The organism is Roseovarius sp. (assembly GCF_048262375.1).
GTDB lineage: Bacteria > Pseudomonadota > Alphaproteobacteria > Rhodobacterales > Rhodobacteraceae > Roseovarius.
The window spans coordinates 1-17171 of record NZ_JBLXFE010000024.1 but is presented as its reverse complement, the minus strand read 5'-3'; the positions used below and the strand labels follow the sequence as shown (position 1 = coordinate 17171).

Sequence of the window (17171 nt, the reverse complement as noted above, 5' to 3'; positions counted from 1 at the left end):
GATGTCGGTCCCACGCCTGTGGATCGACGGCCCGGAAAGGAAGGACCCAGCGCTTTCTGTGCGTGCGGCGTCGCTGATTGCGGCGTTTGCGGAGCGGCATGTGGTGCTGACCCCCGGTCTTGCTGCAAGATTGGCTGGTCTGGAAACCGCCGATGCCCCGGCAGATGTGCCGGTCTGGGGGCAGGCTTTCCGGCTTGCCGGGCAGGCTGTCGGCCAAGACTCCGTGGTGGGGCGCAGCCGGTTTTGGCGTGGCGCGGTGTCGGCCTTTCCTGTGTTGGCCGCAGAGCCGGTCCTGCGGCGCGCGATGGCAGCAGTCGATGGCGCGGGACTTGCCGGTGTTGCCGACTTGCCACAAGCGCCCAAGAAGGGGCGTCCCGAGGACTGGAAGGCCCGTTTCGACGAGACGGTGCAGCGTTTTTTGTCTGCTCCCGAGATGATGGGTCGAGGCTTCTGGATCGAGACGGCGGTGCGGTTGCAGGCCGCCGCTTGGCACGACGCGCAATCGCGCGCTGGACGCACACCGCGGCGCCTTGGTCTGCAGGCCGTCGCGCCCGAGGCTGACCCGCTTCTTTGCAGGTTGCTGTTCGAGGCGGAGCCCAAGTTTCCCGAACCCTACCGTTTGGACAGTCGCCGTATCCGTGCGCGGGAGAAATCGCAGCGCAACCGCGCTGGTCACAGGCCCAAGGAGGGCGGCGTTTCTGGTATCCGGACATCAACCAATCTGGACGATCTTCCTGATGTGCTGATCTCAGAACTGGTGCTGCCACCGCGGTTGGTGGTGGACCGGCTGTTGCATGAAGGCCTGATAGTGCGTCACCGTCCGCCCTATCGCCAGCCGAAACGAGATTTGCTGATCCTCGGGCTCGCTGACCGCCGCAGCGACGGCGCAGCCGGGGCGATCGCCAAGGCAGCTTGGGCTGACGCAGCAATCCGGTTGCAGATCCTTCTGGGCCAGATGGGTCTGCCTCTTAGCGATCTGGTTTGGTCGGAGGCGCGAGCGACCGGCATTGCCGCGGACCTTCTACGGGTCGAGGATGCCGAGGCTTCGGTGGGGCTCGATCCCATTCTTCTGCAAGGATCGCTTCGAGCGGCGCGCCTGTTCCGGTCAGGGCTCATGCCAGGTTTCCTAGATACCACCGCGGCGACCGATCCTTTGCCGACTGATGCCGATGGAGTTGAGGACACGCTGCTTGATCTGACGCGAGTAGGCTTGCGGCGGTTGCAGGTCCGCCACCGCATCGACACTGGGCGGTTGGGACCAGGCTCGGATATCGCCCATCGTCCTTCGGATTATGCCCGACGGGCCGTCATTATTGTCCTGCCGCCGGGCTCCGAGCTTGCCGTGCGCGCGGGCAATGATTGGAGAGGGGTGCGCGGGCAGTTGTCGGCAACGCTAGCTCGGGTGATGGAAGAGAACACCCGCCTAATCGGCCTGCTCCCCCCCCGCGAAGTTGCGCCGGGCGAGTCTTTTGCCGTTGTGGGCGATCTGATACCAGGCGGCACGGTCGAGGTGATGCTAGACTCCGACGCGCCAGCGGTGGACGCTGTAAACCGGGTGCTTGGGACGCTGTCAGCAGCGCTGACCCTGGCGGTGCTGGGGGCAATCGATGCAGGATAACGGGGAACAGGGTGGGTTTAGGCAAGGCTTTGTCTTGCCTGCTATCGCGGCGGCTGAGGTTCCTGCCTTTCTGGCGGCGCTTTCTCCCCATGGGGTAGATGTGGCGGCGACCGGCCTTTTGTTTCATGTCGATCGGGCCACCCTGTCGATGCGGCCTTTCCTGCCGCACTGGAACGCGCCGCCCCACGCCCCTCAGGAACGAGTGATCGATCTGCGGTTACGCATCGGAAGCATCCTCGAAACAGAGTTCAAGCGGGCGCAGGATCTGTCGCGCATTGCACCGCAGTCGGTAGATGTCGTGCCGATGAGCGATCTGGCGGGGGCGCTGGTCACGGGCATCTTACAGGCCGCCGAGCCCGGGTGCCTGATGACAGACGGCGGCGCACGACTGGTCGCGTTTGTGGGAGAGGCCGTTGCGCTGGCTGCGCTGGTATCGGAAGTGATCCAGCGTACGCGTTATCCGGCGCTGTCGGTCTTTACGGGAAAAGGCGGGCGCGACCTGATTCTTGCGTTTGTCGATGACTCGTCAAATTCAGGTGCGACGCTTGATGGATTGCGCGCCGGACTGTCCGACACGCTGCCGGTGCTCGTTTCAGTCGAGACATCGGCGGGGTTCGTCTGGCTACCCGACCATTTGACCGTGCCTACCGATCGGCGGGCGCTCGTGGCGGCGATGCTTGGGGGGTTGCAGGTTACCGGTGCGTTGAAGCCCGGCGAAACTCCCGTGGTAATCCGTGAGCCTTCCGGCGATATCTTGTGGGCCGCGCTGCCCGCAGAATTTGACGCTGCAGAAACAGCTGCTCCGGTGTCCGAGGTGATCCCACAAACCGCGCTTCGTATGGAACGGCTTGAGGTCATGGCGTCGGAAGAGGCTCGCCGGGCGTTGCAGGCGCGGATCGCCGACGCGCGGTTCCCGCTTGGTTACCGTGTGATGCTGGATGATATCGCGGACCGCACAGCACTAGAACGGGATGTGGAAGTGCTGCGGGAGGAGATCGCCGAACGCGAGGCCGAGATTGAATTGATCCGCGCCCTTTCGGCTCCGCAGATGCGACTGATGCGGTTCGGCGATGCGCAGCTTCCTGCGCTGGTAGATGCCCTGAGCCATCTTCCGCCAGGGGTGTTCCAGAGCGCCGACCTGCGTTACGCCTCCGCTCATGCTGCTGGTCGAGCAGAACCGGCGCATTTCCTCATGTATGATCCGGCCCGGATCGCCATGGAGGGCTATCTGCGCGAATACACCTGGCGGGGTCGAACCGAGGATCATCCGATCCGCTATTGGCTGGATCCCCATGCTGCGCACGCGATGGATCGCGACGGTGCCCGTATACTGGTTTTCGCGCCTATGGGTTACCGGCTGCTTCCGGCAATCGACAGTTTTGGCGGTCGGTTGGGCGAGACGCTGCGGCTAGTTTTGGGCAACTTGTTCGCCGACGCCTCGGCGGTGATGGACGCGCCGGGGGCCGAGCCGGTGTTCCTGTTCTCTCCCGCCACGCTGGGCGGGGCGGACATGGATGTTGAACTTCTGGACCGGCGCTGGTTCGAACCCGTCCACCTGAGCCTGAAATGGATCAACGATTACATGGTCGTGCGCGCCCCCCGGGTTCCCGACCGCGAGATTCTCGCCCGGCTGGCGGAGGATCTGTACGAGGGTCAGGTCGCGACCGAATTGCACGCCGGTGCCGAAAACGCGAAGGACAGGCTGTCGCAGGTCTGGGCCGCGTTCGAGGCCGAGGTGCAGGCCGAGATCGACACCGTTGTCAGGCACGTCACCACCGAGATCGACCGCAGCGCCCAGCGGATGCGGATGGGTCGCGCCTATTTGACCGAGGCACAGGGGCGGATCGACAAGCTGGATGCGATGATTTCCGAAATGCGGACGCGCGTGTCGACGTCGCTCTCTGCCGCTGACGAGATGGGCGGCTTTGCCGATCAGCTTGTTGCGGACCGCTACGACATGGTGGCGGATCTTCTTGCGGAGATCGCCGTCGGGGATCGTGCCGTGGCCGAGGCCGAGGCGCGGGTAGAGGCGCAGCGCGGCAGGCTGAACGCGCTTTTGGATAGGCTGCAATACCGATGACAGCGGCCCCCGTCACACCCGAGCGTTCCGCGTCTGAGGCTTTCGACGAGGCACTGTCGCGCGCCCGCGCGACGAACAATGACCCAATGCCGGTGCTGAAGCGCTTAGAGTTGGTGGAAAGCCCTGGGCGTATGGTGGCCGATCTTCGCAAGATGCTATCCTTGCGGTTTGTCCATGCGATCCCGGCTTCCGAGGCGGCGTCGCAGCACCGGCAGGCTACTCAAGCCCTTGACCGACTGGCACGGAAGCTGCGCTGGCGCCGCGCTCGGATTGTCCTGCTCGTCTTCATCCAAACTTACGGCTGGGTTATCTTCGGCCTTATCCTGGCGGGAGGGCTGCTTGCAGTGGCCGTTCTGTATCGGGACGCCATAGGGGTCTTTTTCGCGGACCTGCTCGCGCCAGCGCCTGCAGCACCGCCGACGCCCGTGGCACCTGCTGCAACGTCTCCTGCTGCGCAGTCCACCCCGACGGGGACCGTCCCATGAGGCGGGATGACGTGGCTTTTGGTTCTCGTGGCGGTCGGTCCAGTCTGCTCAGGGCCGGGCTTTCTCCGCCGTCGCGCCGTCGGAACTGGATCTTACGCTATGCGGTGATCCTGTCACTGGCGGCACTCATGGCGGCGCTGGTTCTCGTCCTGCGGGGGGAGATGCTGTCGCCCGAAGGACCGGGCCGGGCGCTTTACCTGATCCACGATGAACTCTGGCTGCCGCTTTACGGGCGGGTCTGGACCGCGATCTTTCCCGACGCTTTAATCTGGATGGCAATCCTGGTCGGCCTGTTGACGCTGGTGTTGATTGAATTCCTCGGCATCGCTTCACCGCTGCGGCGGACACAGGTAGGGGTTCTGAATGTGTTGTTGCGATCGGTTCCTGAAGCGGTTCTGGCCATGCACCGCCTGCTGCGTGCGGTGGGCCTAAGGGCGGGGATGGCGGAACAGGTTCTGCGCGACCTGCGGGACGATGCGCTGTATCGCTGCACCGGACCCGGGGTGGCCCAACCCGATGTGGCAGACTTTCGCAGGCTGTGCGACATGCAACGGCTTCAGGTGGCTTTCGGACTGAAGACGCCAAGGGATCTTGTCGCGGTGGTGGATATCCTTGGGTTGGCCTCGGTGAAACCCGGCGCCCGCGACGACGCGGCGGAGCCGCTCCGCCGCGCCGCTGCGGCGCTGATGCCTCAGGAGGTGCCGTTCTGGGTTGATCTGATGGCTCCTTCGACTTTTCCGATGGACCTTTCCTCCGTCTTGCAGGCCTCGATAGAGCTTGAAACCGCAGATGTGCCGCCCGAAGCACTGGCCTGCCAGACAATTCGAATTGCTTCATTTCTGGCAACAGGAGGTGACAAAACCGCGCTGGTCTGGTTCGATATCTGGGCGCGACTTCGGGTGGGGATTGATGGTGCTCGTGTCGCGCGATTGGCTGAGGCCGAGGCGCTTTGCGCCTTTGAATACTGGGCTGCGAGGGCCGAGGCTGCGGTGCTGCACCATGCGCCGCCTTTGCTGGCCGAGGCTTTTCCGGGCTTGCACCTGTTTCGTCCGCGAGGTGAGGTTGAGGCAGCACGAAATGTCCTATCGGGGAGCGGGTTATGACGCAGCCCTTCTGGAGCTTACGTGATGTTGCGGGTTCGTTGCGGGCGCGTTATGCGACATTGCGCGCGCGCGCGGTGCCCCTTCGAGAGCGGGTGGACCCGGCATTGCTCGCGGTCGTCGCTGTCGCTGCGCTTGCCTTTGGTGCGGGCGGCTGGACGTTGGCACGGATTGAAGATGCGCGCGGTTTTCTCGACCCGCAGGCAGTGGAGGAGATCAACGATCCCCGCATTCTAAGTGATTATCGCAGCTTTACAGCCCCAATCGTTGACATGGTTCCGTTGGGCTTTCAGGCATATCTTGCGCGAGCCGACGGGACTGTTCACCGCCATGACATGCGCACCGGACTCTTCGCCGAGGAAAGCCTGCCAAGGGCGCCTGCGCTTGCGGGGACACTGGCGTTCCTGTCCTCGACCTGCACCGACACGGCGGTTTGTGCCGCAGGGGCGACGGTCTTTGCCGTGACCGAAACCGGGGGGCTGGCGGCGCGCGGCAGCGGCGGCTGGCGGACCGTGATCAGCGACAGCGCATGGCTCGGCCGTGATGGCCTGCCGGTCGACCTTCCTGAGGTCTCGCTCTGGGCCCTCTCGGATGATGGGCGCTGGCTTCTGGCCTCTGCGGGGAAAAATGGCTTGGGACTGTTCGATCAGACCCGTAGCATCTGGGTGCCGGTGGCGCAGGGTGGCGCGGTGTCCGATCCCGCCCATTTGAACTTCGCGCATGGGCGGTTCTGGCTTGGAGGCTCCGGTGGGTTGGAGACCATCGATCCGGGACGTCCCGATGTGCGTGCTACCGTTCCGGGCGTGGGCGCGGTGCTGGACCTCGAGCGGGCAGCGGACGGCAACCTACTTGCCTTGCAATCGACATCCTGCACCGGCGGCACCTGCCTGTCGATCACCGAGGCACGCAGCCCGACCGACCTGCGTCGCCTCGTGGGTGAGACAGAGATAAGCCCCTCCCTGTCGGCCGCTGCTCTGTCTCATGCTGCATTGCAGGATGGACGGGTGGTGGTGCTGGGTGCAGCAGGCGTTCATGTCTACGACCGGCGGTCGCGCAGTTGGACAGTGCTTGAGGCCGGGTCAGTGGATGCCTTTCATGCTGGCACCGAGGGCCGGTCGCTTCTTTTCGCCGCGGGCACTGCGATAGGGCGGGTCGTCGGTGGGCAGGTCTTATGGCAGGCTGAGGTGCCCGACAAGGTTAAGCAGATACTGCCCGGTCCGGGGAATGCAGTGTTGGCCTTGCTGCGCAATGGCTCCGTTGTGGATCTGGCACAGCCCGGACCGGCAGTTGTGGTTCCAGCCGACCTTGGCCCCGGCGATCCGGCGCGGATCACGGCTGGGGCCACGGTCGGGGGAACCGTGGTGTTGCGGCGGGGCGCTGACCTGATCCTGCACGATCCCGCCGCCCGACGGTGGAGCGTGGCGCAGGAACAGGTGCCGCCGTCTGCGGGGGCGGGGGCACGTCTGCTAGGCACGGCCAGTGCGCTCTGGCTGGTGGATGAGGCGACCGGGCGGGTCTGGGAAGGTGTCGTGGACGGGGCCTGGCCCCAACGCTCGGTTTCGTTCACCGAGGCGGCCCCGGCGCTCGGGCCACTCAACTCTGTTCAGGCGGATGGCAATGATCTGCATCTGGTTACGGCCTCAGGCGACCCGCAGCGTCTGCGGGCGGGTGGTGGCACCCTTGAGGCCCGTGTGGGCGATCCGGCCCCGCGTGGCTTCCGCCCGGTGACGGGCGCTGCTGCGGCTGGGGCTATGCTGTTTTCGGACGGAACCGGGATTGCAGCCTACGACACCACCAAACGGAACTGGACCGAGGTTTGGCAGGGTCCGCCTGGCGGGGTGCGGGACATTGACGTGGCGCCCGGGTCAGTTTTGGCCCTGGCGCGCGACGGTGTCCTTTATAGCGTCCAAGACAGCGGCTGGGCGACACTGTCCGCGGCCCCGGAAGGCATTGCCATTGGCAGCGGTCAGGTGAGCGACGCCTTGCAGGCCGGATCTTCGATCTTTCTAGGCGGGGCAGGACAGGTGGTCGAGTATCGACCTGATATGCGCCGGGCCATTGGGTCTTTCGGCACTGGCACGGGGGATGTTCGTCTGGTCGGTGCTCCTGCCGGGGATCCACTTTGGACCTCGAATGGGCGTCTGTTCTTGGGTGAACAGCAGGTTTCGGAGAATAGTGAGCGGGTCGCCTGGGCCGGGCGGGGGCCGGACGGGTTCCTGTATGTCGCGGAAACGAGCATTCGTCGGCATGTCGTTTCGCTGGGACAAACGCGTCAATGCCTGTTTCGAGGTGCCACCGCCCCGGGTGGAACACCTGTCGATGCCCGTGGCCTGCCGGACGGGCGTGTATTCGTGGCGACCACGGATGCGCTTGCGATCCATGAGCCGGAGAACCGGCGCTGGGTGCGGCTGGAAGGCGGGGGCGTCGCATCATCCGCCCGGATCGAGATCGTCGCCGGGCATCTGGTGCTGATCGAAGGCACTACTGGGCGTGCCCTACCGTTGTCGGCGCTGCCGCGACCGGACAGTTGCGACGCGGATGTGGCCGAAGCGCCTTGGGCACCGCTGCCACCGGCGCTGCAAGTGGTGCATGACGTTGCCGCCGATAGGCTCTTGATTCTGGGGCGTGACGGCGCGCTGCAGGAATGGCGCGGAACCTTGCGCCGGATGCTGCCGCCAATCGGTACGGCCCCGATGATGGCCGATCTCCGCCGGGTACGCGCAGTGCCTGATGGATTGATCTTTGCTGCGGCAGATCGGCTTTGGACCTACGACGGGCAGGATCGGACATGGTCGTCGCGGGCTATCGAGGGTGGGCCTGCGACGGTTGCCGCGATGGACCTCCAGACCGACGGGGCAATCACAAACGTCACGATCTGGGATGAGGCGGGGCAGGGATACGGGGGCGAGGCCATGGCCGGTCCGATCACCCTGCGCCACCTGCTGGGGCCCTTGATGCCCCGTCCGGGTCAGGACCCCGCCCGAATCCGCGACATGGTGCAGGGCGATGGCTATGTCGCGATCCTTGGCGAGCGTGTGCTGGAACTGTTCGACAAGGGTGATTTCAGAGCCCGGGCGACGATGCGGTTGCCCAGCGCGGTCAGGGCTTGGGAACTGGCGCAGGTCGCGGGCACGGGCGCGCTCGTGCTGAGCGACGGCCCCGCCGATGCGCCGGAGCGCCTTTTCGTTCTGGGTATTACTGCAACGCATACGGGCACAGCGGACCTTGCGCAGGTGTCTTTCGCTTACGCGCCCGGCGATGACCGCGACTGGCAAATTTCGGGTGACGCGCTGTGGCGGATCGACCGGGCGCTGATCCTACATCGTTGCGAGGTCGCCAACGGGCAGACTGCTCCGACCGGGTGCCAGCCTGTGACGGGTGCCCCCGAACCGATGGACCCGGGCAACCTGATCGCCGCCGCGACGCTGCCTGGGGGGGACGTGCTGGTGGCGACCAAGGAGGGGGTGCTCCGGATCGACAACACGCGGCGCGTCTCCGGGCGCACGTCGGTTCCAGGCACGAACGCCACGTCGCGCTTCGTCGCTGCGCGGGGGTTGGTCTTTCTCTGGACCGGGCAGGGTGGCGACCTGTGGCGGTTCACCGACTCCGATGCGCCCGACCGTTTGCTCGGCGGGGTGCTTGACCTGCGCGAAAGCAGGGACGGTATTGCGGCCATCACAGCCAATGGCCTGATCCTCTTGGCTGAAGGAGGTGTGCCCCAGACCCTGCGGGCGGGCGACCTGCCGCTTCGTGCCGCCACGGTTGGCTTGGACGGCTCCATCCACGGTATTGGGCCGGATGGACAGTTGCGGCGTCACGGACCATCGGATGCCGTTCTGTCCGAGGTTGTGTTGTTGGACGATGTCCTTGCCGTCGCCCAAGGGCCAACACCAGACGGCGTCGAGCTTGCCAGTCCCGGCGCGGTCTGGGCGCAACACGGGGACGGGCAGATGCGCATCCACTGGGTTGGTCTGTGCCAACCGCCCGACCCCACGATTGACCCTGCAGACGGGGCCCCCAATCTCAAGATGGATGCTTCGGAGGCTACAGATGGAGATCTTTCGGTGCCTGAAACGGCTGCACCAAAAGAGGAGGCCGCAATAGACGAGACAGGAACAACCGAATCCGCGTCGGCTGCGATTTTGGAAACGCCCCTCGGTGATGCGGAACCGGCGTCTGTAAGCGCCAATCCTGATGCATCAGCAGCAGAAACTTCCGAAGCCGAGCCCAATTCCGTACCAGAGCCCGCTCCACTCCCCTGTCCAAAGGTGCTCGACACTGGGTTGTCGCTGGCCGCTGACGAGCGTTTGCTGCAGGTCAACGAACGCCTGGGCGGGGCTACCGTGCTGACGACCCGTGCCAGCCATACGATGACTGCAGTGATGCTCCACGAGGCGCGGCAATCGGACTGGTCGCCCTCAATCCCCGCCAACACGCACGTCTTGGACACCATCCGTGGCGACATCTCCGACATCGACGGCCGCCCGTATCTTGCCCCGCCCCGGTTGGGCGGCATGGGTGGTCGGTTGACCGTAAACCGTGGCGCTGCGGGAGCGCAGTCTTTCGCTGGCGGCAGACCGGGCCCCATTGCGGCCTTCGATCTGGGCTGGCTCGCTTGGGATCGGGCGACGGGGACGGTGCGGTTCGGCGATGCCCCCGGTCTGCCCCCAGAGCAGGCGATCCAGGACGGGCGGTTTCTGCCGGATATTCCCGGCCGGACGGCCTATTTGGGTGGAGACGCCTTCGCGCTGTTGAACCCGCATGGCCAATGGCGCGTGCGTATCCGAGCCGAGGTTTTGCCCCTGCGCATCGCTCTGTCTGATCTGCCGCAGGATCTTGCCGGGGGGCGGGTCCTGTTTGCCAGGGATGGCGTCGACGCGAGGACCGGTGCAAGCGTCAGCGACACAGGGCAGGAGACGGTCGCGCTGGGAGCGCTCCGTGTCACAGAGACACTGCGTGGCGGGCGGCTGGAAGCGACCTATTCCGTCGGGGCGCAGGATGTGCCCGCGATGGCGGCGCGGGGCTTTGAGCTGGATCAACGCGAAGGTGTGACGGCCGAAAGCGGCGATGCATGGCTGCTGACGCCGCTCGGGCTGGTGTCGGCGGGAGGCCTTGGTGCAGGGATCGCGCTTCCGGCCGGTGCCACGTCAGTCGACACCGAGGGATCCGCGGCCTTGGCGCGCGGGCCGGGCGGATGGTTGCGGCGCACCGCGCAGGGATGGATGCCCAGCGTGCGCCCCTGGCACGACCGGCTGCTGGCCGAAGGCAACGGGAGGAGGTGGGAGCGGCGATCAGGCACGATCGAGATCGTTCCTATGACACCCGACGACGCCCATACCGCTGCTCGGCAGGGACTGGACTTCGATGGTGAACGGCTGCTTGCACTGGCCGCCGACAAACGTCGGCTCCTCGCCCTGACCGGCACTGGCACGCACGAGGCAGCAAGTCTGAGCGCGCTGGCATCCTTGCCGCCGCCGATCGCCCCCGATCCAGGGGCCGCCAGCCTAGATGCGCGTGAAGTTGTGCCAGGGCAATCCGTTCTCTGGGCTGAGACGGCGCAGGGGTGGCGGGTCTGGGACAGCGGAGCGCGGGCCTGGCGCACGGCGGCTCCGGGTGAGGACCCATGGACCTTCCGGTTGGCGGTGGACAGCGGCGACCTGCGCCTCGCCTTCCGACAGGGTAGGGCGGAACCATCGGTGCGCATCGAGGATATTGGCGGGGGCCAGCGTCATGTGGGTTTCGCTTGGGAAGCAAGGCAGAACATGCCCTTCGACCGGGTGCGCGGTTTCAGCGTCGAAGGGGACCGCATATTGTTGGCCACGGACATCGGGCTCCGGCAGCTCGTCTGGTCTGGACAGGGTGCAGTTGCGGGCGACCTCTACAGCGGGGTTGCACCGGGCACCCCACCCCTTGCCTTCGACCGCGTCGGAAGGCCCGCCGCCGATTCCGCCCGGTTGCTGGCGACCGCAGGTGCGGCCTGCTTTGATCTGTCATCGCCCGATGGCACCCTCGCACCTTGCGGTACGCCGGGGAATTTGACCGAACGGGCAGTACCGTCCGATCCCCTGTGGAGGTGGCACAAGACCGATACAGAGATTGCCGGTAACTATCTGGACCACCTTGAACAACCCATCGAACCCGTCCGCTTGGGTGCCGACGGATACTGGTCGCACGACCGGCTGCGACGGGTCGCCGGATGCACAGGTGCGGTGGCCGAGCTTTGGGCCAATGCCGACATCGTGGCCAGTGCGCCGATAGGACTTCCCGGGCATTTGCAGGCCCTGCCGGGCGTGGAGGAATTCCTGTGTCAAAGCGGTCGGGTAGAGTTGGGACAGGGTGCGCTCCTCGCACCCGGTTTTGTCGCGGCGGGACCCGGCGGCGCTTGGCGGCTCGTAGGCCAGTCCTGGCAGCCCGAAAACGAGGCAGAGGCGATCATGCAGCGGGCACGGCGGGATGTTCCGTGGGAGGCCGCGCGCCTTCGGCTTCGTCTCGACGGGACCGGCGCGGTGCTGGAAGTGCGGGGGCTGGACGATGTTTGGCGCGAAGTGCCTTGGGATGCGGACCGGCCTGCCGTCGATCGTGTCGTTGGTATTGCGGGGACTGGCGCCACTCTGCAGTTGATGACGCCTGTCGGCGTACTGGACTGGTCGTTCTCGGACCGAAGACTCGACCCTGAGACGGTGATCCTTCGCACTCCCGTCGACCGCGGCGCATTTTCGGAGTGCGGCCCGGTCCGCATCGAAGCGCGGGATGGATCGGTGCAGGCCGTGCAACGTGTTGTGGGCGATCCGGTTGACATTCTGTGTGAGGATGGCCGCGTCTGGCGCGGCGATCCGTCGGCGGCGGCTGATGCCGGTGTCTTTGCGCCTGCGCTTTCGGACATCGGTGCGGACCGGGTGCAGGTTCAGAACGACGACTGGGTCTGGACGCGGCGCGTCGCTGCCGATGGTGCGGAAGCGCTGTCTATTGCCTTCCGTGACGAAGCGGTATCGCTAGATACCGGGCGCCTTTCATTGGATGATTACGCGGGTCTGGCCGCGCCCTATACAGATCACGTTGAGATTGTGACCCAAGGCGCGGGCTGGTGGCGCAGCCCTCGCCGCGATCTCTCATTGACTGCGGTGCGACGCCCCCCGCCGGGAGCCGGGGCCGAGACTGTAGTCTCGTTGCATTCGGATCTCTTGGGCGGGACGCCACACCTATGCGTTCAGGGGGAGAATGCTGTGATTGTGGACCCATCTGGCGGGGTGGCTAGGGCCGCTGGCTGCCGGGATGTGCGGGGAACTGATGCGACTTATACTTGGCACACTGGGCCTGGCGGTGCGACTGCAGAGGGTGTCGCGCTGAATGACTTACCGCTGCAACGGAATCTTGCCGGGGGTCGATTCGGCGATCTGTTCGTGACCGGAGCGCCGTTGTACGACGGCCGGGGCCGCATCCTCGCGCCGACGAGGGCAGGGGTGGTTGTGATCGGACCGCGGGGACCAGAGGGAACCTATGCGAGCACCGATCCCGGTTTTCTGGCGTCGGACATCACCGGGAACCCGGTGGCACTTGGCCCTTCCGGGGCAATGCCGTTGACGGGCGGTGATGTCGCTGTCTGCTCGGCCTTGGCCGACCTGTCCGCGCGCCTGCCCGAGGACGCACGTGTTCTTCGCGTGCATCGCCTCGCCTCCGATGGGGTGGAAGCTTTGGTAGCAATGTCGGACGGGGACCACCTGCCGCTCCTCGTCCCCTGCGGATCGTTGCAAGATGCGCTTGCCTGGACACTGCCGCTGGACGTGATGGAGCACGCTCGGTATCGCGCTATCGGCGCCGATGTGCTGAGTCCCCGCATCCTGGTGTGGCTTGACGGGTCTCGGCTGACTGTGGCCGAACCCAGAGGGCGCAGCTTTAGGCTTGACGACAGAATCGCCGGGCAGCCGGTGGCACAGGTTGCAGCCCCCGATGGGCGCAGTGTCGTGGTGGCAACGGACCATGCCCTCTACAGGGTGGATATAGACCGGGTTCTGGGCCTTGTCGGGTCGGGCCAGGCGGACGCAGAAATGGCGACGCCGTCTGGACCCTTTGCGCCCGCTAATCCCCCCGTTGAACCTGACGCTTCCAAGCCTGTTCCGGCCACTGCGCCGACGGCTGCAACGCTCCCGTCTCCAAAACCCGCGCGTGTCTCTGAAAACTCCACGACCGAGGCGACCGGTTCGGCGCAACTCCTTGTCCTCGACGATATGCAACCCCTTGACCTCAACCCAGCGGGCTGGCGCGAAATTCAGCAGTCCCTTCAGGATTTGGGGCTCTACACCGGGGCAATTGACGGCATTGCGGGCCCAATGACCCAGGCGGCTCTGCGAAAGTGGCAGACGCAGACCGGCCGCGTAGTCACTGGAGAGGTGACGGAACGCCAGAGGGCCGATCTGCTTGGGGAAACAAGATGACCGGATACGAGGACCTTAGAAGGGCCATGTTCGCCGTGACCTTGCCCGCGAATGCCCCCGCGCGACTGGCCCCGCCGTCGGAGGCGAACACCGGAACTTGGTGGCAAGTGGGAGAGGCAACCTGGGTTCGCGCGTTGCCCAAAAAGTCTGTGCAGGTCGAGAAGCCGGATGGCACCATCGTAGCAGAGGTCTGTTTCCGGGGTGACGGGCCAGGAATTGCAACGGATCACGAGCAAGATTGGGTCTGGGCGCAGGATGCCACCAAGGCCCTTGCGGCCGAGTTGCTCGTTGGCATAATGGCACATCTGGACTCCTCGGTTCCGGCACTGCCTGCCCGTGCAAAGCCCACGCCGGCGGACGAGCCCCAACTGGACTGGCCAGGCGGTGCCTTAGGCCTTTCAGATGCGCGCCGGCGTCAGAGATTGGCGGGTTCCAAGGCCCTCTCTGACTACCTTGGTCGTGTAGACACTTGGACCGGGAACGAACGCGATCCCGATCCCGATGGCGGCCTTGCCGGTCGTCTGATCCGCCATCTGTCGGCGATACCCCGCCCCGCTGACATGGCTCTTTCCCTGCAGTGGGATGGGGCGAATGCTCCGTTGCTGTCGTGGCACCAGAAGGGCAACCCTGACCTGCTTTGGGGGGCGAGCGAGCTGTCCTTCGGCGCGCTTTCCGGTCCAGTTGGCACAGCACGGCTTTCGCCGGGAGACGCCATTGAGCGGCGCCGGTTGGGAGCTTGGGGTCATCTCTTGGCGATGGCAACTGCGGTGGAGGCTGCTACGGGCGGCCTTCGTGTCCCGCTGCAGTTTCGGTTTTGTACGGAGGGCGATCAGCCTGTAACGGCCGGTGTGACCGTCGACTCTTCCCTCTGGGGTTTCGATATCGTCCGGTTGGTGCGGAGCGCGGCGGAAGGTTACATACCCGAGACGTTCACTTTCAAGATGCTCGCCTAGGGGGCCGCCTTTTCCCTGCCGGGCACCAGCATGAGAGCACCCAAGATTAAAGCAAGCCCCCAAGGTGCGAGGTAGGCGGCGATGCCTATCCCAAGGAAGGTAACCCAAGGCGCAACACCTGCTGCGCGGCTGCGCAGAGCGATGGCGGCAGACGCGACCGCGCCGATGACCAGCGCGCCCATAAAAAAGACATCTTCCGACACGTTTCTCGGGAATGCGTCCTGCAGCCAGACCAACGAGAAAATCAGGCCCAAGAGTATCAACATCGAACCCAGAAAACGCCTGCGCCCGATCTGACCCTCAAGTAGAAGGTTGTCTTGAGACAGAGGGGCATCTGGATCCGCAACCGAAACGGCGAGTGCATCCGTAAACGGTCGCCGCAGATGCGCCTTGACCAAAGCTGCATGCAAGGCGGTTTGACCGGTCGTTTCAGCTTGGGCGGTCTTGACGGTCGGATTTGGTTCACTGGGGGCAACCACGCGCCCGGCGATCTTGCCACTCCGCCCTTTGCCACCATTGATCCGACCCCGCCAAGACAGGCCGGTGCCGGGCAGTCCGACATTCGCATATGTTCCGCGCCGCGATAGGGTCACGCTGGCACCGCGCTGCCCTATACTGGTGCTGATGCCCGAGCGCGACAGGTTCAGCCGTATACCTGGCGCGATCCGAAGGCTTCTGCGGAACTGTATGCCCAAACTATTTCTCCTGCGGCTCAGATCGATTCCCTTATGCTGCACGATGAACGAGGCCGCGTCCGAAGCAAGACTTTTGTTGCTTCGCGCAAGGGCTGCCAACCTCAACAGTATCACCCGGCCTGCCTCGCTTTAGCTCCGCAACGGATCTACTCAGCAGGCCTTGACCACAACCAAGTCAACAGAAAGAGATGGGATTGGATTCTACACCTGAACGGCTCGGATCAGAGGGCTGGGCTCCTCCAAGAGGCAAATCAAACGAAGCAACTTAGCAACGGTAGGTTACGACGGTAGCGCCCTCCCGCAACCAAAATTCATAAACATATCAGATGCTAACGGCCACCCTCAGGGGCGGCTTTTGCATGCCCGCATTCCAGCTCAACAATAGGTCAACAAAAGAACCACAACTGCGTTCGAATCCAGTAGCCTTAGTAGTCAAACCCGCACTCAACCGCGTCAAGACGGTGGAAGCCCGCGCTAAATAGGGCTGATGCGGAAAGATGATCCAGAACGATCACAGGTACGTCGGTTAGGCTGGGTCAAGCGCTACCGAGGCGGATCTCTGGATGTCAGAATTCCTATGACGTTGAGACCTTCTGTTCCAGGTTTTGCAACACCAGCATGCGCTCAGGACAACCAGCACATCTGTGCCGCTGGTCGGACAGCCGCTCGGCCATGGTCAGGATCGTCACCAGCACCGCATCGGAATGCAGAGCCAACAGGATCAGATGCCCGCCGCTTGGCCCCCGTTCCCCGGAAAGCCAGTACTTCACGGTCCGCTCGCTCGCGCCCGTCCAGCGCATCGCCGCCTTAATGGCTTGGTGCGTCGTGCCAAGCTCATCGTGCAACGCTGCGGCGATGGCCTTGCGATAGCAGGTCTTATCCGTCGCCAGGTGCACAGTTGTGCCCATTTTCGGCACATATGTGCCCATCTTCCTTCGCAACGCCATGTGATCCTCCTGTAAATCTGTGCAGAAGACATGAACGCGGCAGATTCCTTTTTGCGCTAAGGACAATAACACAGGTCCATTCCGGTGGAGATGCCAGTATGGTTCAATCGGGAGACGGGGATGGCCGCTGCAAAACTGCCTTTACCGAACGCACCGACCAGCCTTCCTCCAACGCGACGCGCTGCAGAGTATGTCCGGATGTCAACCGAGCATCAGAAATACTCGACCCAGAACCAGGCCAAGACCATTCGCGAATATTCCGAACACCGCGGCATTGAAATAATTAAGACCTATTCAGATGACGCCAAAAGCGGGCTGGTTATCGGTGGGCGCGCCGCGCTGCAACAGATGATCGCTGACGTTGAATCCGGCGCCGCCGATTTCAACGTAATCCTTGTCTATGATGTGACCCGCTGGGGACGGTTTCAGGACGCAGACGAGTCGGCCTATTACGAATATCGCTGCCGAAGGGGCGGCATGCAGGTCGAGTATTGTGCGGAGCAATTCGAAAACGATGGCTCGCCCACGTCGACCATCGTCAAAAGCGTCAAGCGCGCCATGGCGGGAGAGTATAGCCGGGAGCTCTCGGTTAAGGTCTTTGCGGGCCAATGCCGCCTGATCGAACTTGGCTATCGCCAAGGTGGTCTCGCGGGTTTCGGCTTGCGCCGTGTCCTGCTTGACGAACGCGGCGAGGTGAAGGCGGAGCTGAAGCGCGGCGAACAAAAGAGTTTGCAGACCGACCGCGTCATTCTGGTGCCGGGTCCGGAAGAAGACGTTCAGACGGTGTGAATCGCCCCGAGTTTGTCGGAGACCATCAACTTAAGTAAGGATGATGGTTATGACAAAAAGCAAAATGGCAAA

8 protein-coding genes and 1 pseudogene are annotated in these 17171 nt (G+C 64.4%); 7 read left to right on the top strand and 2 right to left on the bottom strand.

Annotated elements, in window-relative coordinates:
* Window position 1 precedes the first annotated feature (1 nt).
* From ACN0SW_RS17570 to ACN0SW_RS17545, 6 genes are read left to right on the top strand one after another with little or no spacing between them, the layout of a single operon-like run.
* Window positions 2-1618, top strand: coding sequence for a hypothetical protein (locus ACN0SW_RS17570; RefSeq protein WP_417729231.1), 1617 nt, complete (start codon window positions 2-4; stop codon window positions 1616-1618).
* Window positions 1608-3698, top strand: coding sequence for a hypothetical protein (locus ACN0SW_RS17565; RefSeq protein WP_417729230.1), 2091 nt, complete (start codon window positions 1608-1610; stop codon window positions 3696-3698). Before ACN0SW_RS17570 ends, ACN0SW_RS17565 begins: the two co-directional genes overlap by 11 nt.
* On the top strand, window positions 3695-4183 hold the full coding sequence (locus ACN0SW_RS17560; protein WP_417729229.1) for a hypothetical protein: 489 nt from the start codon (window positions 3695-3697) through the stop codon (window positions 4181-4183). The genes ACN0SW_RS17565 and ACN0SW_RS17560 overlap by 4 nt, the downstream gene beginning before the upstream one ends.
* On the top strand, window positions 4180-5286 hold the full coding sequence (locus ACN0SW_RS17555) for a hypothetical protein (RefSeq protein ID WP_417729228.1): 1107 nt from the start codon (window positions 4180-4182) through the stop codon (window positions 5284-5286). The genes ACN0SW_RS17560 and ACN0SW_RS17555 overlap by 4 nt, the downstream gene beginning before the upstream one ends.
* Window positions 5283-13715 carry a peptidoglycan-binding protein gene (locus ACN0SW_RS17550; protein WP_417729227.1) on the top strand — a complete coding sequence of 2811 codons (8433 nt, stop codon included), beginning with the start codon at window positions 5283-5285 and terminating at the stop codon, window positions 13713-13715. Before ACN0SW_RS17555 ends, ACN0SW_RS17550 begins: the two co-directional genes overlap by 4 nt.
* Window positions 13712-14668 (top strand): hypothetical protein, encoded by a 957-nt coding sequence (locus tag ACN0SW_RS17545; RefSeq protein ID WP_417729226.1) that lies wholly within the window; start codon window positions 13712-13714, stop codon window positions 14666-14668. The genes ACN0SW_RS17550 and ACN0SW_RS17545 overlap by 4 nt, the downstream gene beginning before the upstream one ends.
* Here the strand turns inward: ACN0SW_RS17545 and ACN0SW_RS17540 are convergent.
* Both ACN0SW_RS17540 and ACN0SW_RS17535 read right to left on the bottom strand, forming a co-directional pair.
* Window positions 14665-15363 carry a DUF4236 domain-containing protein gene (locus ACN0SW_RS17540; RefSeq protein ID WP_417729225.1) on the bottom strand — a complete coding sequence of 233 codons (699 nt, stop codon included), beginning with the start codon at window positions 15361-15363 and terminating at the stop codon, window positions 14665-14667. The two genes, ACN0SW_RS17545 and ACN0SW_RS17540, sit on opposite strands and share 4 nt — an antisense overlap.
* Window positions 15364-15938: 575 nt before the next feature.
* The gene (locus ACN0SW_RS17535; RefSeq protein WP_417729224.1) at window positions 15939-16310 is read right to left on the bottom strand and encodes an XRE family transcriptional regulator; all 372 of its coding nucleotides are present in this window, start codon (window positions 16308-16310) and stop codon (window positions 15939-15941) included.
* A 120-nt stretch (window positions 16311-16430) separates the two neighbouring features.
* On the opposite strand from ACN0SW_RS17535, the pseudogene ACN0SW_RS17530 reads away from it, so the two are divergent.
* A pseudogene (locus ACN0SW_RS17530) lies at window positions 16431-17096 on the top strand (recombinase family protein); the annotation flags it as partial.
* Window positions 17097-17171 lie beyond the last annotated feature (75 nt).